Source organism: Mameliella sp. LZ-28, assembly GCF_012274245.1.
Classification (GTDB): domain Bacteria; phylum Pseudomonadota; class Alphaproteobacteria; order Rhodobacterales; family Rhodobacteraceae; genus Antarctobacter; species Antarctobacter albus.
Genome location: NZ_JAANYX010000038.1, coordinates 23,368 through 43,249 on the forward strand (window position 1 = coordinate 23,368; position 19,882 = coordinate 43,249).

Sequence of the window (19,882 nt, forward strand, 5' to 3'; positions counted from 1 at the left end):
CATGACACGCCGATTGTTTCGCCGCCTGCGGGCGCTGACCCTGGTCTGCGCCAGCCTCGCAAGCCTTGGCGCCTGCGCGGCAGAGGTCGGCCCGAAGGTCCAGTTCATCGGCCATCTGGACTGGCCCCCAGGGCCACACCGGATGGGCGGGTTTTCCGGGCTGGAACTGTCCGAGGACGGCACGCGGTTCACCGCCATTTCCGACCGCGGCTTCATCGTCACCGGGCGCCTTCACCGCGAGGGCCCGAAACTGACCGCCATCGAGGAAGATACCCCCGGCCCGTTGCGCAACCCGCAAGGCGCGCCTGTCTCGGGACTGGAGGCGGATTCCGAGGGCCTGGCGATTGGCCCTGACGGACGCATCCATGTCTCGTTCGAGGGGCATCACCGGGTCAGCGCCTATCCCTCTCCGGATCGCAGCCAGCCATTGCCCACACCTGATGCCTTTGCCGCCCTCCAAGGCAATTCCGGCTTCGAGGCGCTGGCCATCGACGACAAGGGCCATCTCTACACCTTGCCCGAACGCTCGGGCCGGCTGACGCGGCCCTTCCCGGTCTGGCGTTTCGACGGCAGCCGATGGAGCCAGCCGTTCTCGATCCCACGCTCGGGCGGCTTTCTCCCGGTCGGCGCCGATTTCGGCCCCGACGGGCGGTTCTACCTGCTGGAACGCGAATTCACCGGCTTCGGCTTTCGCAGCCGGGTCCGGCGGTTCGTCATCACCGGCGACAGGATCGCCGGCGAAGAGACCCTGCTGGAAACGCCGCGCCACAGACACGGCAATCTCGAAGGATTGGCGGTGTGGCGCGACGCCACCGGCGCGATCCGACTCACCATGTTGTCGGACGACAATTTCAAGAGCTTCCTGCGCAGCGAGTTCGTCGAGTACCGGGTCACCCACTGACCCCCATGCCCCTTGACGCGGCACCGGGGCCACCTGTAAGCCCCCGCAATCCGGATCTCCGGATCAAGTCCCCGCAACCTTGCAAAAAACGGGTCACACACATGACACGCGCTCATCTTCCCGGCATTCTTGCCATGGCGGCCATTGTCTTGGCCTCCAACATCCTCGTCCAGTTCCTGTTCGGCCAATGGCTGACCTGGGGCGCCTTCACCTATCCGCTGGCCTTCCTGGTCACTGACTTGATGAACCGCATCTACGGCCCGGGCCCCGCGCGGCAGGTGGTCTTTGTCGGGTTCATCGTCGGGGTCTTCTGCTCGCTCGTGGGCACCCAGATCCTGCTGCAGGGCGACGGGTTCACCTACCCGGCGGTGACGCTGCGGATCGCCATCGCCTCGGGCCTGGCTTTCCTGACCGCCCAGATGATGGACGTGGCGATCTTCGACCGCCTGCGGCAGGGAAAATGGTGGCGCGCGCCGCTGGCCTCGACGCTGGTCGGCTCGACGCTGGACACGGCGATCTTCTTCACCATTGCCTTTTCTTCCACGCTGACCTGGATCGAACCGGCAAACGATGTCGCATGGGCCAACGAAGTGCTGCCGCTCCTGAGCGTCGGACCCGAGGTACCGCTTTGGGTCTCGCTGGCCGTGGCCGACTGGATGGTGAAACTCAGCCTCGCCCTCCTGGCCCTGGTCCCGTTCCGGATGATCGTTTCGCGGGCACTGCAGAATCAAAAATTGGCTTGAGACGCAAAAAAGACTTTGTGGTTTGCCATGTGCGTGGCACCATCATCTTGCGTTTTCAACAGCTGAAAGGAGGTGATCCAGTGTCGAGAGAAGCATTGGAGAGAGGTGTCGGAACAGTTCGGGAGAGCGCGCTCTAGGGCAGCCCCTGGGGCGATGATCCCCCGAATTGGCAGAGCCTAACCGGCCCCGCCTCCGTATTCTCGAAGGGCCGCTGATCTGGCGGCCCTTTTTATTTTGCACTAGGTCCTAGCCCATGTTGCGGATCACCGACCAAATCAGCCTCGAAGACTGGGAACTGACCGAACAATTCATCCGCGCCTCCGGCCCGGGCGGCCAGAACGTCAACAAGGTCTCCACTGCCGTCGAGCTGCGGTTCGAGGCGGAACGCTCCCCCAACCTGCCACAGGCGGTCAAGACGCGGCTGCGCAAGTTGGCCGGGCGCCGCTGGACCAAGGACGGCGCCGTCGTCATCCAGGTCGAAGACACCCGCAGCCAGGCCCGCAACCGCGAAATCGCCCGCGACCGGCTGGCGGAACTGGTTCTGAAAGCTACGCAAAAGCCCAAGCGCCGCATTCCCACGAAACCCACGCTGGGGTCAAAGAAACGTCGCCTCCAGTCCAAGAAACAGCGCGGAGAGGTCAAATCCCTGCGCGGCAAGGTCGACCCTGACAGCTGACCCCGGCTTCTTCTTGGCAAAAATACTCCCGCCGGAGGCCCCCGAGGACCCGGCCAAAGGCCGGGCCCGAGGCAAACTGCGCGCGCAAGCGCACAATCGGATTGCGGGTCAGAATCGTTCCAGCAGCCGGTCGAGGTAATTGCGCTCTTCCTCTGGACGGTCCAGCTCACCCGACCGGCGGCGCAGCTCACCCAGCAACTCCTCGGCCCGGCGATAGACGTCCTGTCCCTGCAACAGGCCCTCGTCGGTGCCGACCCGGCCAGTGTTGCCGGTGTTCCGTCCCAGCGGGTCGCGCTGCTCGCCCGGGTCGCCGCCGTCGGCAAAACCCTGTTCGCCGGTGCGCTGCTGCTGTTGCTGTGCCAGCGCCTCGCCCAGGTCACGCATGCCTTCGCGCAACGCTTCCAGCGCGCGGGATTGCTGGTCGATCGCGCGGCCAAGATCGCCGTCACGCAGCGCACGTTCCGCACCGTCCATGGCACCTTCGGCCCGTTCCAGCGCCTCGGCGGCGCGTTCGCCCGCCTCGGTGCCCTGGCCGGGCAGCGCCTGACGCTGGCGGTTCAGCTCGTCCCGCAGGGCGCGCTGGCGTTCGGCCAGTTCGCTGGCGGGATCGTCACCGCCCTGCCCCTGCCCGGGTTCACGTCCCGCCTGGCCCTGGCCGGGCTGGCGATCCTGTCCCTGCGGCCCCTGCCCGGGCTGGCGCTGGCCCTGGCCACGCTGGCCGTTGTTCAGGTCGCGGAACGCCTCGTCCGACAGTTCCTGCTGTTCGCGCAGTGTGTCGGCCAGCCCCTCCATCGCCTGTTCGCCCGGCGACTGTCCGCCGCCACCGGGTCCCTGGGTGATCTGCATGTTGTCCAGCATTTCCTGCAACTGGCGCATGGCTTCGGCGGCCTCGGCCATCCGGCCCTGCTCCATCAGTTCCTGGATGCGGTCCATCATGCGCTGGATGTCGTCCTGCGACATCTCGATCATGTCCTGCGGATTCATCTGCTGGCCTTCGGGGTTCTCCCGGGCCTGCTGCTGGCCCAGCTGGCGCATGTAGTCCCGCGTCGCCTCGCGCAGTTCCTGCATCAGCTCGGCGATCTCCTGGTCCGAGGCGCCATTCTTCATGGCCTCTTCCAGCCGTTCGCGCGCCCGCTCCATGCGTTCGCGGGCGTCGTCCAGGTCGCCTTCTTCCATTTCCAGCGCCAGGTCCCACATCTTTTGCGCCAGCTCGTCCTGTTTCTCGTCCGTGATGGCGCCGTATTTCGCCAGCGTCTCCAGCCGCTTGGTCAGGGCGCGCAGACGCATGTACTCGACATCCTTGCGGAACAGGTCGTCCGGCTCGTTCAGGATCGTCTTGAAGATCATCGCGATGTTGGCCGCGTTCTCACGGTTCCACAGCAACGCCTGCCGCTGTTCGATCAGCGCCGCGGCGACAGGATCGAAAAAGCGCCGCCCGGGCATGGTCAGCGACTGCGGTTCCGACAGGCCGCTCTGTCCGCGCCCGTCCTGAACCTCCAGCGACAGTTTCACCGGCAGGTTTGCCCAGGGATGCAGAGAGAAGTTGCCGACAAGCGCCTCGGTGAACTCGGACCGGTCGCCCGCCACCGGCATCGGCAGTGGCACCTCGATGGTTTCGCGCGGTTCGGGTTCGATCGCGCGGCCATAGCGCCGGTCGACAGCAGCCAGGTCCAGCGTGAACCGCGCCTTGCCCATGACGACCCCGTGGTCGTCACTGGCGGTAAAGGGGATCTGGGCCTCACCTTCGTAGCTGACCTCGATCTCGCCATCGCGTTTTACGGCGGGCGCGGCATCGGGGATCATGGCGATCTGCCAGACGCGCCCTCCGGGCCCATCCACTGCCAGTTCGCCGGATTTCAGAACCGCAAAGTCCTGCGCCGTGTCCTGTGCCTCTTCCGGGCTCAGGTCGCGGCCGGAAATGCTCTCGCGCACGCTCAGCGCGCCAACCTCGCCGTACATGCGCAGGGTGATTTCGGCCCCTTCTGGCACGTCGATTTCCGGCGCAGTGATGTCATTCAGGTAGACCGAGGGCAGACGCGTATAGGCCGGCGGCTGCATCCAACCTTCCCAGGCCGGACCCTGTGCCAGGTCGGGACCGCCGGCGCCCATGCCGGTCACGGATTGCACCCGCACCAGCGACCCGAACAGGATGGCCACCGACAGCGCCAGCAGCGCGACATAGCGCAGTGCCAGCGGATCGTTCTTCGACACGCGCAGATCCGGTTCGACCGCCCGCGCCTCGGCCAGCCGGTCGCGCATGCGTTTCTGGTGCGCGCGCCAGACCGCCGTGGACGAGGCATCGCCGCCGCCGATTGCCTGGGTGTCCAACGCCGCCTGGATCGGGTTGCCCCTCAGCGTGCCGTCCAGTCGCAGCATTGCCGCCCCACGAGAAGGCCAGCGGAACTGCCGCACCCCGTACCAGCCTGCCCAGATCGCGCCCGCGCCCAGCAACGCCGCGGCGCCCCAGACCCATTCCACCGCGACCTCGTCCTGCACGCCCAGCATCAAGAGGGCGAGCGCGAAGATGGCGATGGACCAGAGCGGCCAGAAGGACCGCGCCAGCCGTTCGGCCACCATGCCAAGCCGGGTAAGGACCAGCGGCCAGCGCAGGGTGCGAAAGATCTCGGGGATGTCGGTCCGGTTCGGGGCCATATCGCTCCTCGCAGGGTCAGCCTGCGAGGAGGATACCTCACAGCCACTCGGGGATGGTATCGCGATTTATGATGTCGTCAAAGGTCGGCCTTGGGCGGATAACCGCGAATTGATCGCCGTGCACCAGCACCTCGGGCACCAGCGGACGGGTGTTGTATTCGCTGGCCATCACGGCGCCATAGGCCCCGGCAGAGCGGAAAGCGACCAGGTCCCCCGCCGCCACGGGCGGCATCAGGCGGCCCTTGGCAAAGGTATCGCCGGTCTCGCAGACCGGTCCGACGATGTCATAGGGCGACAGTTCGGCGCCCGGCGCTGCCTCTTTTACGGGCACGATTTCGTGATGCGCGTCGTACATGGCCGGGCGGATGAGATCATTCATCGCCGCGTCGAGAATCAGGAAGTCCCGCCCCTCGCCCTGTTTGACGTAAATGACCCCGCTGACCAGCAGCCCCGCGTTGCCGATGATCAGGCGCCCCGGCTCGATCTCGATCTCGCAGCCCAGGTGGCCCACGGTGCGCTGGATCAGTGCGCCATAGTCGGTGGGCAGCGGCGGCGCCTCGTTGGAACGCGCGTAGGGAATTCCCAGGCCACCGCCCAGGTCCAGACGCGTGATCTCATGCCCGTCGGCGCGCAGCGCCTCGGTCAGCTCGGCGACCTTTGTATAGGCCTGCTCGAAGGGCTCCAGCTGGGTCAGCTGGCTGCCGATGTGCACGTCGATGCCGACGACTTTCAGTCCCGGCAGGCGGGCGGCGTCGGCATAGACCTCGCGCGCGCGGGCGATCGGGATGCCGAACTTGTTTTCCGACTTGCCGGTGGCGATCTTGGCGTGGGTCTTTGCATCCACGTCCGGGTTCACCCGCAGCGTGATCGGCGCTTCGACACCCATCGCACTGGCCACCTCCGAGATCACCCGCATCTCGGGCTCGCTCTCGACATTGAACTGGCGGATGCCGCCCTCCAGCGCCGCGCGGATTTCTGCGCCCGTCTTGCCGACGCCGGAAAAGACGATGCGATCACCCGGCACGCCCGCTGCCTTGGCCCGCGCATATTCGCCGCCCGAAACCACGTCCATGCCCGCGCCCTCGGCGGCCAGCGTCTTCAGGATCGCCTGGTTCGAGGCGGCCTTCATCGCGTAGCAGACAAGGTGCGGACCCCAGTCCAGCGCCTCGTCGAACAGCCGGAAATGGCGGACCAGCGTCGCAGTGGAATACAGATAGAACGGCGCGCCCACGGCGGCCGCGATCTCGGCCACCGGAACGTCTTCGGCATAGAGCTGCCCGTCGCGGTACAGAAAATGATCCATGTCCGCGCTTTAGCCGAGAGCGGGCAACGGGGCCAGCCCTCTCTTCATGTCGGACCATGCCATGGGCCGATGCCCCGGGCTTCTTCTTGGCAAAAATACTCCGGGGGAGTCGACCAAAGGGAGACGGGGGCAGCGCCCCCATCGCCGATTGCACAAACCGCGCCCGGCACTCTACTCTGCCAACCAAATGCCAGAGGGAGCGAAACCATGCATCAGACCATCAAACCGGGGAATGTGGCAGTCATCACCGGCGGGGCCTCCGGCATCGGGCGCGAGATGGCACGGCGCCTGGTCGAGATGGACATGCGCGTCTGCATCGCCGACCTGCGCGGCGAGACGCTGGAAAAGGCGGTGAGAGAGACCGGCGCGGCCCTTGGCATGGAAACGGACGTGTCCGACATCATCCAGTTGCGCCGGCTCAAGGCCAAGGTCGAGGAGATGCTGGGCCCTGTCGACCTCTTGATGAACAACGCAGGTATTCAGCCGGGCAGTTCGATCTTCGACACCGAAGGCAACTGGGACCAGATCCTGGGCGTGAACCTCTGGGGAATCATCCGGTCCAGCCAAATCTTTGCGCCGGACATGGCGGCGGCTGGCAAACCGGGGCTGATCGTGAACACCGGCTCGAAACAGGGGATCACCACACCGCCAGGCGATCCGGCCTATAACGTGTCCAAGTCGGGTGTGAAGGCATTCACCGAGGCGCTGCAGCACGAGCTGCGCAACATGGAGGGCTGCCAGACCGAGGCGCGCCTGTTCATTCCGGGCTTCGTCTACACGCCGCTCACCGCGCGCGGCCGGACCGAAAAGCCGGACGACGCCTGGACACCGGAACAGGTGGTGGATTTCCTGCTGGAGGCGCTTGGACGCGAGGATTTCTACATTCTCTGCCCGGACAACGACGTGGACAGGGCAACCGACGTCAAGCGCATTCTCTGGGCGGCGCAGGACATCACCGAGAACCGCGCACCGCTGTCGCGCTGGCATTCGGACTACAAGGACGCCTTTGCCAATTGGTTGAAAAAGTGACCGTCGCGCCCCGGACCTGATCCGGGGCCTCCTGCCGCCGGAGGTCCCGGGTCAGGCGCGGGACGGGGTCACAGCGGCTTCGACCGGAAATAAAGATAAAGCGGCAACCCGCAGCTGACCCCGATGCAGAAGGTGGCCGGAATCGCCAGCAGTGCTGTCCAGTTGCGCCGGACAGACACCTCGGCCAGCACCCAGATCGTCAGCACGACGGCGGTGATGGTCAGGTCCCAGGTCAGACCGCGCGTGCTGTCATTGACGAACCAGGCGTCGATCATGACCTGCAGGTCCCAGCCGTTCGCGGCCAGGAAGGATATGAAGTAATACATCGGGTGCACCGCGCCCCAGAGCGCCAGCGCCAGCCAGAGCCACCGCAACATCAGCCGGTGATCCCGACCTCGGCCTTGCCGGTGATCGAGACACCGACCCCCGGGCTCTTGCCATCGGGCGTTTCCGGTTCACCGTCGGCACCGCAGGCGGCCAGCACCACCAGTCCAAGCACTGCCAGTAATCTCATGCCAAACGCTCCTTCCAGGTCGCGATCTGTTCGCGCACGCGTGTCGGCGCGGTGCCACCATAGCTCATCCGGGACCGGACCGAGTTGTGCACGCCAAGAACATCATAGACCGATGCGTCGATATTCCCATGCACCTCCTGCATCTCCTCCAGCGAAAGGTCGGGCAGGTCGCATCCCCTGGCCTCGGCCTTGGCCACAAGGCTGCCGGTGACATGGTGCGCATCGCGGAAGGGCAGGCCGGTTTCGCGCACCAGCCAGTCGGCCAGGTCGGTCGCGGTCGAGAAACCATGCGCCGCCGCCGCCTCCAGCGCGGGGGTGTTGGCGCTCATGTCGCGCACCATGCCCTCCATCGCCGCCAGCGCCAGCACCCAGTTGTCGGCAGCGTCGAAGACCTGCTCCTTGTCCTCCTGCATGTCCTTGGAATAGGCCAAGGGCAGGCCCTTCATCACCATCATCAGCGCGACATTGGCGCCGAAGATGCGCCCGATCTTGGCGCGGATCAGCTCTGCCGCATCGGGGTTTTTCTTCTGCGGCATGATGCTGGACCCGGTGCTGAACCGGTCCGACAGGGTGACAAAGCGGAACTGGGCAGAGGACCAGATCACCAGCTCCTCGGCAAAGCGGCTGAGATGCATGGCGCTGATCGAGGCCACCGAGAGGAATTCGAGTGCGAAGTCACGGGCACTGACGGCATCCAAAGAGTTGCCCATTGGCCGGTCAAAGCCCAGCGTCTCGGCCGTCATGTGCCGATCGATCGGGAAACCGGTGCCGGCCAGCGCCGCAGCACCAAGGGGCGATTCGTTCATCCGGGCGCGGGCGTCGCGCACGCGGGACAGATCGCGCCCGAACATCTCGACATAGGCCATCATGTGGTGGCCCCATGTCACCGGTTGCGCCGTCTGCAGGTGGGTAAAGCCCGGCATGACCCAATCGGCGCCCTGTTCCGCTTGCCCCAGCAGAGCCTGGATCAGGGCCAGCAGCCCGCTTTCGGCGGCGTCCAGCTGATCGCGCACCCAGAGGCGAAAGTCCGTCGCCACCTGGTCATTCCGGCTTCGGCCCGTGTGCAGACGGCCCGCCGGTTCGCCAATCACCTCTTTCAGCCGCGCCTCGACATTCATGTGAATGTCTTCCAGCGCGGTCGAAAAGGTGAAATCGCCGCTTTCGATCTCTGACAAGACCGTGAGCAAACCTTCCCGGATCGCCTTTGCATCGCTATCAGTGATGATGCCCTGCGCCGCAAGCATGGCGGCATGGGCTCGCGAACCGGCGATGTCCTGCGCCGCCAACCGCTTGTCGAAGCCGATGGAGGCGTTAATTGCTTCCATGATGGCATCGGGCCCGGCGGCAAAGCGGCCGCCCCACATCTGGTTCGAGGTCTTGTCAGACATGCACTGTCCTTCGGAGGTCTTATGATACGTCTCACGCTTGCGGCTCTGTATACCGCTGCTCTGGTGCTTGCAAATCCGGCCTTTGCCGATGTCGAGGCCGCCAAGGCCGCGGCAGGGGGCGACATGCGCAAGCTGGTGTTCCATTCCGCACCCAAGGACGCGGGCGACGTGGATTTCATGACCTTCGACGAACAGCCGCTGAACCTGTCCGACTGGCAGGGAAAATGGGTCGTCGTGAACTTCTGGGCGACCTGGTGCGCCCCCTGCCGCAAGGAAATGCCGATGCTGTCGGCCTTGCAAGAGGACCTTGGCGGCGAGAATTTCGAGGTCGTGACCATCGCCACCTCGCGCAATCCGCCCGCCAAGATGAAGGCGTTCTTCGATGAGATCGGTGTCGACAACCTGCCACTGCACCGCGATCCGCGCTCGATGCTGGCGCGGCAGATGGGTGTGCTGGGCCTGCCGGTGACGGTGATCCTGAACCCCGATGGGCAAGAGATCGCGCGGCTGACCGGGGATGCGGACTGGGCCTCTGACGAGGCGCGCGCCGTGCTGGCCGCGTTGATTGGCGGCGGTGAGGGCTAAACGCCCTCTGCCCGCATCGAGCCGACAAGGAAAAACCCCGTCCAGCGGCGGCTGAACGGGGTATTTACGGAGAGAGAGAGTGAGAGAGAATTCTGGTCGGGCCTAAAGCCTCGTGCCGGTCGGGGGCCGTTTGACCGCTGCCCGAACGGCCTGCAGTGCGGGTTCCCGCGTCGGGCGGGACTGCAACGCCAGGGCCACAAGGCCCATCAGGCAAAAGGCTGAAAACGTCATTGTCACGTTCGGTTGCTCCGGGTCGCCGGCCCCCACCGACAAGGTTGAAAATGGGCAAAACCGGGGCGCGGAGCAACTCTTTCTGCCTATTTTCCATAAAATGCCCCCGGACAGCGTGACAGTCCGCCTCTGATTTCGGCGTTGTTTCCGGACAGCGTGCAAATTCCGCCACATTTGGCCCGGTCAGCCTGCCTTGCGCAGCTCGAATCGAGAACGGCAAAAGATTCAAAAGCGACACGGTGGGATGTCCGCTCGCAAACGTCGCCCACGCGTTTTGCCGTGTCGTCCACTCCCGTCGGGCCGAACCTCTTCAAATTGAACCACGGGAACAGTCCATCCCGTTTCCCCGTCACACGGCGCAGGATCACGGGCAAGGTGACGCGCGGTCGGTTTTGTCTGCGCACGCGAGGCATGCAAACTGACGCGTCAAGGAGGATCCATGCCGCTGCCTGGTCTCGTCACATTGGTTGCGCTGAGCGTCGCGGGAACTGCCGTGGTGATGCAGGTCACCGGCGTTTCGCGCGCCCGCCGGTTCACCACGGCAGAGGCGGCGTGCCGGGTCTGGTTGCGCGCGTTTCCCGACGTCGCGGTGACCGGCGTGACGCTGTGCCGCTCTGGCCAGGCGGCGCTGATCGCAAGCACCCGTGGGCCTGGACTTGTCAGGTCGATGGGGACAAATGGCTCCGCGTGCTTCCTGACCGGGGCCACCGTGTTGCCAAGCTCTGGCGGAGTGACCCTGCACCTGCCCGACGATTCCGTCCCCCGCGTCCGGCTGGAGCTTGAACCCGAAGACGTTGCCCACTGGACGCAGCGGATCGGCAGCTGCTGACTGCGGCGCCAGTCAGCGGTCACAGGCCGGGTCGGGCTTTCCAGACTTGCTTTGGCCGGTGCATTTTCCGATTGCTGTCATCAACCTGTTGCAGCGCTGCCGGTTTATTGTGCACATACTTGTAACGGGTTCGTGAGGTTCCCATATGCTCAGTATACCTTAGTATACACAATTTCGGATTAGGCATGTTCGATCTTCTTCTGTCTGACGGGATGTTCCCGTTCATCCTCGCCCTGGCATTGCTCTTCGGCCTCTTGGTGCTTGAGGTGGTCTTTGGCCTGTTGGGCGGGACACTTCTGGGTTCGGGCGCGGACGGGCTGGACGTCGATGGACCGGACCTTGATATCGACATGCCCGACCTCGGCGACATGGAGATCGACCTGGGCCTGGACGGGACGGACATCGACATCGCCGACCTGGAACTGGCAGAGCCGGACCTGGACATGGACGTGCCCGACCTGGACGCCGATATGCCGAATGGCGCCCCCGACGGTGCGGGCAGCGTGGCCGCCTGGCTGGGCTTCGGCAAGATGCCGGCGCTGATCTGGCTGGCGGCGATCCTGCTGGCCTTTGGCCTGACCGGGCTGGTCATCCAGACCGTGGCCGACAATCTCCTTGGCGGCCCGCTCCCGTCCTGGCTGGTGGCCCTGCCAGCCGGTGCGGCGGCGATCTGGTTTGCCCGCCAGTTCGGCGCGCTCTTTGCCCGCCTCCTGCCCAGGACGGAAACAGAGGCGCTGTCGGAACGTCACCTTGGCCGCCGCACGGGGATCGTGACCCAGGGGACCGCCGCACGCGGCCGCCCGGCCGAGGTCAAGGTCACCGACCGCTACGGCAACATCCACTACCTGCGGGCCGAGCCGCTGCGCGACGATGCAACGATCCCGCAAGGGACAGAGGTCATGGTTCTGCGCCACCGATATGAGAAAGGCTACCTGCTGGTCGCACTTTCCTGATTTATTTCTAACCTTTAGGGGACAAAAATGGACACCTTGCTACTCATTGCCATTATCGTCGTGGGCTTTCTGGCCCTTCTCGTGCTCATCATGCTGGTGCTGGCCCGCCTCTACCGCCGCGCCACCCGCGAAGTCAGCCTGGTCCGCACCGGTGCCGGAGGCAAGAAGGTGGTGATGGACGGCGGCACGCTTGTCGTCCCGCTGCTGCACGAGGTCTTTCCCGTCAACATGAAAACCTTGCGCCTTGAGGTGAAACGCGACGGCGAGGCCGCGCTGATCACCCAGGACCGGATGCGCGTCGACGTGGGTGTGGAATTCTACGTCTCCGTCTCGCCCACCGAAGAGGGCATCGCCCGCGCCGCCCAGACACTGGGCGACCGTACCTTCGACATCGAACAACTGCGCGAGATGATTGAGGGCAAGCTGATCGACGGCCTGCGCGCCGTGGCCGCCCAGATGACGATGGACAGCCTGCATGAGAACCGCGCCGATTTCGTGCAGGAAGTGCAGAATACCGTCTCCGAGGACCTGACCAAGAACGGCCTGTCGCTCGAGTCCGTGTCCCTGACCGCGCTGGACCAGACTCCCTTCGAGGCGCTGGATGAGAACAACGCCTTCAACGCCGTCGGGATGCGCCGCCTGGCCGAGGTGATTTCGACCTCGCGCAAGGAACGCGCCAACATCGAGGCCGAGGCCGACGTTGCCGTCCGCCGGGCCGAGATGGAGGCCGCGCGCCACAAGCTGTCGATCGAGCAGGACGAGGAACAGGCCCGCATCGAACAGATGCAGCGCATCGAAACGATGAAGGCCGCCCAGGAAGCCGAGATCGCCGCCCGTGCCGAGGATTCGAAGCGCGAGACCGAACGGTCGCGCATCGCCCGTGAGGAAGCCGTCCGCACATCGGAAATCGCGCGCGAACGCAAGATCCGTGAGGCCGAGATCACCAAGGAGCGCGAACTGGAGGTCGCCGAACAGGAACGCCAGATCATCATCGCGCAGAAATCCGAGGAAGAAAGCCGCGCCCGCGCCAGCGCCGACCTTGCCCGCGCCGAGGCAACCAAGGCGATGGAGGCGGTGACCACCGCCAAGGAAGTGGCCGAGGCCGAGCGGATCAAGCAGATTGCCCTGATCGAGGCCGCCCGCGAGGCAGAGCGCGAAGCCACCGCCATCCGCCTGTCCGCCCAGGCGGAAAAGGATGCCGCCGCCGACCGCGCCGCCGCCCGCCGCGAAGAGGCCCAGGCCGAGGCCGACGCGATCACCACCACCGCCGAAGCCCGCAAGCTGGACATGCTGGCCCAGGCCGAAGGTACGCGCGCCCTGAACGACGCCGAAAACGCCCTGTCGGATGCGCTGGTTGCCATGCGCGTCGACCTGGCCCGGATCGAGGCCCTGCCGCGCATGCTGGCCGAGGCCGTCAAGCCCGCCGAAAAGATCGACTCGATCCGCATTCACCAGGTTTCCGGCCTGAACGGTGCCGGGGGCAACGGCGGTACCGGGTCATCCGAGGGCAAGGCCCCGGTGAACCAGGCGCTCGATTCGATCATGGGCATGGCCGTGCAGATGCCGGCGCTCAAAAAGCTGGGCGAGGAACTGGGCATGACGATGGACGGCACCATCGACGGGCTGATGGGCTCCAAGGCAGTTACGCCGATCGCCCCGGAGGCCGCCGAACCCGTCCGGGACGATGCCGCCCCTGAAGCGCCGGAAGAACCCCGGCACTAGACGTCCCTTGGCAGCGTCCCCCGGCGGGACGTTGCCGCCGTACCCCCGTGTACTTGATTTCGGGCGTCTCTGGTCAGGCCCAAGGATGGGTCATCGACCCATCCTATTCCGATCCGGAAGAACCTCAGCGGCAGTAGGCGCCGTTGCCATGCCGCCGGGTGTCAAAGTGGAAGTGGTCCTCGTGGTAGCCGTCCGATCCCGGCCCAAGGACCGTGCCGAAGACTCCGCAGGCGTCCTTGTGCATCCGGCGCAGCGCCCTGCCGTCCCGCCGCTTGCGCCAGCCATCCTCGACCGTGATCGCGGACCCGTCCTTGAGCAGCACCGCCGAGATGTCGATCGCCTTGCCGCGACCGTGTTCGGAAATCGGTGCACCGGGCTGGTTGTTCCGGGTCCGGCAGGAATAATGCGCCGCGACCTTCAGACCCGAAAGCCCGCCGCCGCGCCGTCCGACAGCCGGCTTGGCGGTTTCACGCACCCAGACCTCCAGCGCCCGCGCCGTCGGGCAGTCGATCAGCGCCGCCTGGCTCAGCCGGACGTTGCCCACCGTGCGCAAACGCACCGCGTCCTGGATGCCGCAGCCGTTCAGCTTGCCCGGAACCCTGCCCACGATCTCGCCCTGCAGAGAGGGATCGCCACACAGCCCGCGCCCGTCGCTGCTGGCGAAGGCATTGCCAAGGGCGCCGCGCACACCGTCCAGCCCATTGCCGACGCGTTCGCGCACACCGCAGGATCCAAGGATGACAAGACAGCAAAGCCCGAGGGTCAGTCGTTTCACCGTTCCACCTTCACGCGGCCAAAGTCCGGTTTATCAGTATCCTGACCGGCCTCCAGAATGCCACGGCGGATGGCCCGCGTATGGGTGAAATAGGCGTGAAGCTGCTCACCGTCGCCGGTGCGGATGGCCCGCTGCAGGGCCATCAATTCCTCGGTAAAGCGGCCCAGGATCTCGATCGTGGCATCCTTGTTGGTCAGGAAGACGTCGCGCCACATGGTCGGATCGCTGGCGGCAATCCGGGTGAAATCGCGGAACCCGGCGGCCGAGAACTTGATGACCTCCTGGTCCGACACGCGGCGCAGGTCGTCGGCCACGCCCACCATCGTATAGGCGATCAGGTGCGGGATATGGCTGACCACGGCACAGACAAGGTCGTGGTGTTCTGCGTCCATCACCTCGGTATTCGACCCCAGCGCCTGCCAATAGGCCTGCATCCGCTCCACTTCGGCAGGGTCGGACCCCTCGACCGGAACGATCAGGCACCAGCGGTTGTCGAAGAGCGTGGAAAACCCGGCCTCGGGCCCGGAATGTTCGGTCCCGGCCATAGGGTGACATGGCACGAAATGCACACCCTCGGGGATATGCGGGCCGACCTCTTCGATCACCGTCCTTTTGACCGAGCCGACGTCGATCACCGTGGCGCCCGGTTTCAGATGCGGGGCGATCTCCTCGGCCACCCGGCCCATGACGCCCACCGGCGTTGCCAGCACGACAAGATCGGCATCCCGAACCGCGTCGACCAGGCTGTCGCAGACCTCGTCGCACAATCCGATGCGCCGCGCGGTCTCTCGCGTCTCATCCGAACGGGCGTAGCCGGTCACGTGACCTGCCACGCCGCCGCGTTTCATCGCCCAGAACATGGACGAGGCGATCAGCCCCAGGCCGATCAGCGCCACGCGTTCGTAGATCACCGTCATCGCGCACCTGCCTTGAACAAACCGATGTTATGCGCGACCCGCCGGCACGACGGTTCGTCGCCCACGGTGATGCGCAGGCAGTTGGGCAGGTTGTAGCCGCCCACCCGCCGCACGATCAGTCCCTGGCTCTGCAGGTACAGGTCACAGGCCTCGGCCTCGGCCTGGTCGGCAAATCGTGCCAGAACGAAGTTCGCCGTCGAGGTGTCGCTGGGCACGCCATGTTCGGCCAGGGCCTCTGCCAGCCAGGTCCGCAGGCGGGTGTTCTCGGACCGGCACTTCTCGACATAGGCGGTGTCACGCACAGCCGCCTCGGCGGCCGCCAGCGCGGTGCCTGACAGGTTGAACGGTCCGCGGACGCGGTTCAGCACGTCGATGACGTCTTTCGGACCATAGCCCCAGCCGACGCGCAGCCCGCCCAGCCCGTAGAGTTTCGAAAACGTCCGGGTCATCACCACGTTGTCGCGGTGCTCGACCAGCTTGGCGCCGCCGTCATAGCCTTCGACATATTCCGCGTAGGCGCCGTCCAGCACCAGGAGGCATTGCTCGGGCAGTCCTTCGGCCAGGCGCTCGATCTCGGCCAGGCCGATCATCGTGCCGGTCGGGTTGTTGGGGTTGGCGATGAAGACCAGCCGCGTCTTGTCGGTACAGCCGGCAAGGATCGCGTCCACATCCGTGACCCGCTCACGCTCCTTGACCTCGACCGGGGTCGCCCCGGCGGCCAGCGCGCTGATGCGGTACATGGCAAAGCCGTGTTCGGTATAGACAACCTCTGTGCCCGGCCCCGAATAGGCCTGGCAGAGAAAGGTGATGATCTCGTCGCTACCCACGCCGCAGATCACCCGGTCCGGGTCGACACCGTGCATCTCTCCGATCGCCTCGCGCAGGCCGCGATGGTCGGTGGACGGATAGCGATGCAACTCGTGAACGGACCGTTTGACGGCCTCCTGCGCGGCAGGGCTCGGCCCGAACGGATTCTCGTTCGAGCTCAGCTTGACCACGTTGGTCACACCCTCGACGTGGGATTTGCCCCCCACGTAAAGCGCGATGTCCATGATCCCGGGCTGCGGCTTGATCGCTGTCATTCTCACCTCCAAAAGCCCCCCGTGCATAGCGCCGTGCCCCTGCTTAGAAAAGGCACAAACGGGTTCCATTCCACGCCCCGCAGGATACGATGCGGTCAGAAGTTTTCACGGATCCAATTCATGCGGACGCTGTTTGCCATATTCCTCGCCCTGAACGCGCTGTTGGTCGTTCTCTTGCTGATCTATTTCGGCGCCTTCGCCCCGCGTATCGCGCTGCATGTCCTGGCCGATCCGACGCACCGCGCCCTTGAGCCCGCCCTGGTGGACTGGGCCGACGACAACAATGCCGAGCTGAGCTTTACCTATCGCGGTTCCGCCGAGATCGCGCGCAACCTGTCCGAAGGGGCGGTTGGCGAATACGACGCCGTCTGGCCTGCGGATTCGCTGTGGCTGACGCTTGGCGACAGCAGTGGCATCCGCTATGCCGCGCCCGTCCATCATTCCCCCGTCGTCCTGGCCCTGCGAAACTCGACGGCAACGACCCTGGGATGGACCGGGCGAGCCGACGTGACCCTGCAGGAGATCGGGGAGGCCGCCGGTGAGGGCAAGTTCCGCCTTGCCATGCCTTCGGCCACGCAATCCGGCGCAGGCGTCGCGACCTACCTGGGCATGTGGCACACACTCTCGGGCACCGGGGACGTGCTGACGGAAGAGCACCTGGCAGACGAGGCCCTGCGCGACGAGATGCGCGCCCTGCTGGACCGGATGAGCCGAACCTCCGGCGGTTCGGGCCCGCTGACAGAGACGCTTGTGGCGAATGACGACGCCTTCGACGCGCTGTTTGCAAGCGAGGCGCAGGTCATCGCTGCCAACCGGCAACTGGCGGCCAAGGGGATCGAGCCGCTGCAAGTGCTCTACCTGCCCGGGGCGCAGCCCGTGCTGGAGGCCCCGCTGGGCATGCTGACCGATGGCGACGAAGACAAGGAAGCCAAGTTCCTCGAGCTACAGGCCTTTCTCGGGACCAAGGACTCGCGGATCATCCTGTCGGGACTGGGCTGGCGGGCCGGGTCGGTCGCCGAACCGCTGACCGCGTCAGCGGACGACCTGGACACATCCATCTGGAACCCGGGCTGGGGCATCGACCCCGCACGTGCCATCGTCCCAATGCCCCGGCCTGAGGCCTCCGTGATCTCCGAAGCGCTGGCGCTCTATGACACGGAGTTGCGCAAACCCTCTCTGACAGTCTGGGTGCTGGATGTCTCCAGCGCCATGAACGGACAACCCATCACCGACCTGAAAGACGCGATGACCGGGCTGCTGCAGCCAAGCCCGCAGGACGTGAGCATCGTCATTCCCTACAACAACAACATCCTTGATCCGATGGTGATCGAGGGCGACGACGCGGCAGCGGTCCAGTCCGCCCTGCGACAGTTCAGCGACCTGCAAGCCACGGGTGGTCTGGACATGTATTACGCCGTCTACGAGGCTTTCGAGGCCATCAGCCCCTATGCCGTGGACGGTGCGATTACCGACTACCAGCCCAGGATCGTGGTCCTCGCCGCCGGACCGTCCGACACGGAAAGCCGCATTTCGTTGCTCGCCTACCGGGATCAGACTGCCTTTACCAAGGATGTTCCGATCCAGGTTGTCGCCTTCGGGGATGCGGACGCGGGGCAGCTTGCCGAACTCTCCAACATCTCCTCGGGGCGTTTGTTCCGGGTCGAGGGCGACCTGCCGCGCGCCTTGCGGCAGGCCGGGGGGTTGTGACGGGCACCGCCTAGTCCGGGAGCCAGCCCACCGCATCGCGGAACCGCCGCCATTGCGGCGTGTCCAGCAAGGGCCCCGCCATGAAAACCGCGCCCGCGCGGGTCACATGGGTGCGGTCGCCTGACAGGAACGTCCCGTTCGCGTCGAAGACCGGCAGTGTCTTTCCGTCCTTCGAAAAGCTGCGGAGGATGTCCAGGTAGATTGGTTCGGGGATCTTCGTGCGCAGCCAGTCGTTCCAATCCACGGTTTCGGGCAGGACCTGGACCCGCGCTTGCGGTCGGTCCTGTGGCGGGACACGTCCAAAGACGTTCAGGTTGTATCCAAAGACCTTCGGCCCGACGAACAGGATGCCGGGCCGCTCTGGAAGGCCGGACGCCGCGACCCTGTCCCAACATGCTTCTGTCAGCCAGTAGGTGACAAAGATCACTCCGTCTGCGCGCCTCAACAGATCCGCGGTTTCGGCGGACTGCCGGTCGGGGTCGCAGAGGAAATAGTCGTCGCGATAGACGATGTCGGCGCTGTCGCCATAGCCGCCCTCGATCAAGATATTGATGAAATCCCGCGCCTGGCTGTTGCCGATCACCAGGACGTCGGGGCGGTTGTTGTCTTCGAACTCATGCGCCCGGTAGCCGAAGATGCGCGTGTTGTAGGCCCGGTAGACATCGGCCGGTTCAAATCGCGCGAGGTCGACCATGCGGGCGGGAAAGCCCTTGAACTGGTAGGTGGCAAAGCCCACCCCCAACAGCAGAACCGATGCACCGCCAAGCGTCCGCCACAGAATGGGCACCGGCACACGCGAGCGGTCGCGGAACGGTGTCTCGACAAAGCGCCAGGACAGCCAGGCCAGCACAAAGACAGGACCGAGCAGCGCGACCAGCAGCATCAGCGGCGGTTCCGTGTGGCTGAGGATACGCGTGAAGGCAAAGACCGGCTGGTGCCAGAGGTACAGACTGTAGGAAATGAGGCCGATCCTGACCAGGGGCGCCAGAGACAGCAGCCGCCCAACCGGAGAACCGGCGCCCGAGAACCCGATCACCGCCGCCGCGCCGAGGGTCGGCAACAGCGCGGCATAGCCCGGATAGGGGACGTCGACGCTGAACCCGAAAACCGAAACGCCGATGGCCATCAACCCGGCGCAGGCCAGCCAGCCATTGCCAGCCAACCAGCCGCGCCGCTCTGCCAGCAGCACCGCCGCGCCGGTCAGCAATTGCCAGGCCCGGGTGTCGATCATCAGGAACGCATAGTCCCAGTCCGTCCAGGTCAGCGACAGGTTGCGGGCAAGGCTGATGCCCCAGAGCAGCAGTACCGTCTGCAGCAGATAGCCCCGCGCGACCCGCCACACCGCGAACAGCGCCAAGGGCGCCACGACGTAGAACTGCTCTTCGACCCCCAGGCTCCAGGTGTGCAGCAAGGGCCGGAATTCTCCGACCGGGCCCCAATATCCGCTGGTCAGGTAGACCAGCAGGTTGTTGCCAAAGACCAGGGTCGCGACAACGCTTTGTCCCAGGTTCTCGTAGGGGTCGGGCAGCATGACGAACCAGCCCAGCACGAGGCAGGGCAGGATCACCGCGATCAGCGCCGGCAGGATGCGCCGCGCCCGGCGTTCGTAGAACCGCCAGAGCGAGAATCGTCCCCCGTCCATGTCCTCCAGCAATAGACCGGTGATGAGATAGCCGCTGATGACAAAGAACACGTCGACGCCGACGAAGCCCCCCGAAAAGACCTCGGACCCGGCGTGGTAGAGGATCACCGGCAACACGGCGACGGCGCGCAAGCCGTCGACCTCCGGGCGGTATTTCATCGAGGCAAACCCCTGTGGAACGGGGCCGGTCCCTGGCCGGCCAGAAAGTAACTGCTCTCAATCCCTCCCGCGGC

The 19,882-nt window shown here is 65.5% G+C and carries 18 protein-coding genes; 9 read left to right on the top strand and 9 right to left on the bottom strand.

All coding sequences use genetic code 11. The features are described 5' to 3' along the window. Window position 1: 1 nt before the first annotated feature. The 3 genes from G9Q80_RS26765 (at window position 2) to arfB (ending at window position 2,320) form a co-directional block, all read left to right on the top strand. Window positions 2-901: an esterase-like activity of phytase family protein gene (locus tag G9Q80_RS26765; protein ID WP_088715888.1), complete on the top strand. Its 900-nt coding sequence runs from the start codon at window positions 2-4 to the stop codon at window positions 899-901. Window positions 902-1,002: 101 nt separating this feature from the next. Next, complete coding sequence (locus G9Q80_RS26770; RefSeq protein WP_043143078.1) at window positions 1,003-1,644, top strand: queuosine precursor transporter; 642 nt, start codon at window positions 1,003-1,005, stop codon at window positions 1,642-1,644. A 253-nt stretch (window positions 1,645-1,897) separates the two neighbouring features. After that, window positions 1,898-2,320, top strand: coding sequence for an alternative ribosome rescue aminoacyl-tRNA hydrolase ArfB (gene arfB / locus G9Q80_RS26775; protein WP_088670086.1), 423 nt, complete (start codon window positions 1,898-1,900; stop codon window positions 2,318-2,320). A gap of 108 nt (window positions 2,321-2,428) precedes the next feature. Here arfB and G9Q80_RS26780 read toward each other — a convergent pair whose 3' ends face one another. Next, on the bottom strand, window positions 2,429-4,972 hold the full coding sequence (locus G9Q80_RS26780; protein WP_088715889.1) for a DUF4175 domain-containing protein: 2,544 nt from the start codon (window positions 4,970-4,972) through the stop codon (window positions 2,429-2,431). Window positions 4,973-5,009: 37 nt separating this feature from the next. Next, window positions 5,010-6,275, bottom strand: coding sequence for a diaminopimelate decarboxylase (gene lysA, locus G9Q80_RS26785; RefSeq protein WP_069211241.1), 1,266 nt, complete (start codon window positions 6,273-6,275; stop codon window positions 5,010-5,012). A 207-nt stretch (window positions 6,276-6,482) separates the two neighbouring features. Here lysA and G9Q80_RS26790 point away from each other — a divergent pair, with 207 nt between their 5' ends. Beyond that, a complete protein-coding gene (locus G9Q80_RS26790) occupies window positions 6,483-7,304 on the top strand; it encodes an SDR family NAD(P)-dependent oxidoreductase (RefSeq protein WP_088715890.1) in 822 nt (273 codons plus the stop codon). 68 nt (window positions 7,305-7,372) lie between these two features. Here the strand turns inward: G9Q80_RS26790 and G9Q80_RS26795 are convergent, their stop codons facing one another. From G9Q80_RS26795 to argH, 3 genes are read right to left on the bottom strand one after another with little or no spacing between them, the layout of a single operon-like run. Beyond that, complete coding sequence (locus G9Q80_RS26795) at window positions 7,373-7,681, bottom strand: DUF2834 domain-containing protein (protein WP_088715891.1); 309 nt, start codon at window positions 7,679-7,681, stop codon at window positions 7,373-7,375. Then, complete coding sequence (locus tag G9Q80_RS26800) at window positions 7,681-7,818, bottom strand: argininosuccinate lyase (protein WP_088715892.1); 138 nt, start codon at window positions 7,816-7,818, stop codon at window positions 7,681-7,683. The genes G9Q80_RS26795 and G9Q80_RS26800 overlap by 1 nt, the downstream gene beginning before the upstream one ends. Beyond that, window positions 7,815-9,206, bottom strand: coding sequence for an argininosuccinate lyase (gene argH, locus G9Q80_RS26805; protein WP_088715893.1), 1,392 nt, complete (start codon window positions 9,204-9,206; stop codon window positions 7,815-7,817). The genes G9Q80_RS26800 and argH overlap by 4 nt, the downstream gene beginning before the upstream one ends. Before the next feature lie 21 nt (window positions 9,207-9,227). Between argH and G9Q80_RS26810 the strand changes: the two genes are divergently transcribed. The 4 genes from G9Q80_RS26810 to G9Q80_RS26825 all read left to right on the top strand — a co-directional run bounded on the left by G9Q80_RS26810 (window position 9,228) and on the right by G9Q80_RS26825 (window position 13,526). Beyond that, on the top strand, window positions 9,228-9,791 hold the full coding sequence (locus G9Q80_RS26810; protein ID WP_088670080.1) for a TlpA family protein disulfide reductase: 564 nt from the start codon (window positions 9,228-9,230) through the stop codon (window positions 9,789-9,791). Between the two features lie 670 nt (window positions 9,792-10,461). Further along, a complete protein-coding gene (locus tag G9Q80_RS26815; protein WP_088715894.1) occupies window positions 10,462-10,851 on the top strand; it encodes a hypothetical protein in 390 nt (129 codons plus the stop codon). A gap of 185 nt (window positions 10,852-11,036) precedes the next feature. Then, complete coding sequence (locus G9Q80_RS26820) at window positions 11,037-11,804, top strand: OB-fold-containig protein (RefSeq protein WP_088715895.1); 768 nt, start codon at window positions 11,037-11,039, stop codon at window positions 11,802-11,804. 27 nt (window positions 11,805-11,831) lie between these two features. Next, the gene (locus G9Q80_RS26825; protein WP_088715896.1) at window positions 11,832-13,526 is read left to right on the top strand and encodes a flotillin family protein; all 1,695 of its coding nucleotides are present in this window, start codon (window positions 11,832-11,834) and stop codon (window positions 13,524-13,526) included. Between the two features lie 124 nt (window positions 13,527-13,650). On the opposite strand, the gene G9Q80_RS26830 is transcribed toward G9Q80_RS26825, so the two are convergent. The 3 genes from G9Q80_RS26830 to hisC are packed head-to-tail and all read right to left on the bottom strand — an operon-like array spanning window position 13,651 to window position 16,300. Beyond that, the gene (locus G9Q80_RS26830) at window positions 13,651-14,301 is read right to left on the bottom strand and encodes an extensin-like domain-containing protein (RefSeq protein WP_232788246.1); all 651 of its coding nucleotides are present in this window, start codon (window positions 14,299-14,301) and stop codon (window positions 13,651-13,653) included. Then, window positions 14,298-15,218 carry a prephenate/arogenate dehydrogenase family protein gene (locus tag G9Q80_RS26835; protein ID WP_043143058.1) on the bottom strand — a complete coding sequence of 307 codons (921 nt, stop codon included), beginning with the start codon at window positions 15,216-15,218 and terminating at the stop codon, window positions 14,298-14,300. The genes G9Q80_RS26830 and G9Q80_RS26835 overlap by 4 nt, the downstream gene beginning before the upstream one ends. Next, window positions 15,215-16,300 (bottom strand): histidinol-phosphate transaminase, encoded by a 1,086-nt coding sequence (gene hisC / locus G9Q80_RS26840; protein WP_088715897.1) that lies wholly within the window; start codon window positions 16,298-16,300, stop codon window positions 15,215-15,217. Before hisC ends, G9Q80_RS26835 begins: the two co-directional genes overlap by 4 nt. A 120-nt stretch (window positions 16,301-16,420) precedes the next feature. Between hisC and G9Q80_RS26845 the strand changes: the two genes are divergently transcribed. Beyond that, the gene (locus tag G9Q80_RS26845; protein WP_088715898.1) at window positions 16,421-18,007 is read left to right on the top strand and encodes a substrate-binding domain-containing protein; all 1,587 of its coding nucleotides are present in this window, start codon (window positions 16,421-16,423) and stop codon (window positions 18,005-18,007) included. Window positions 18,008-18,017: 10 nt separating this feature from the next. Here the strand turns inward: G9Q80_RS26845 and G9Q80_RS26850 are convergent, their stop codons facing one another. Next, the gene (locus tag G9Q80_RS26850) at window positions 18,018-19,808 is read right to left on the bottom strand and encodes an acyltransferase family protein (protein ID WP_088715899.1); all 1,791 of its coding nucleotides are present in this window, start codon (window positions 19,806-19,808) and stop codon (window positions 18,018-18,020) included. Window positions 19,809-19,882: the final 74 nt, after the last annotated feature.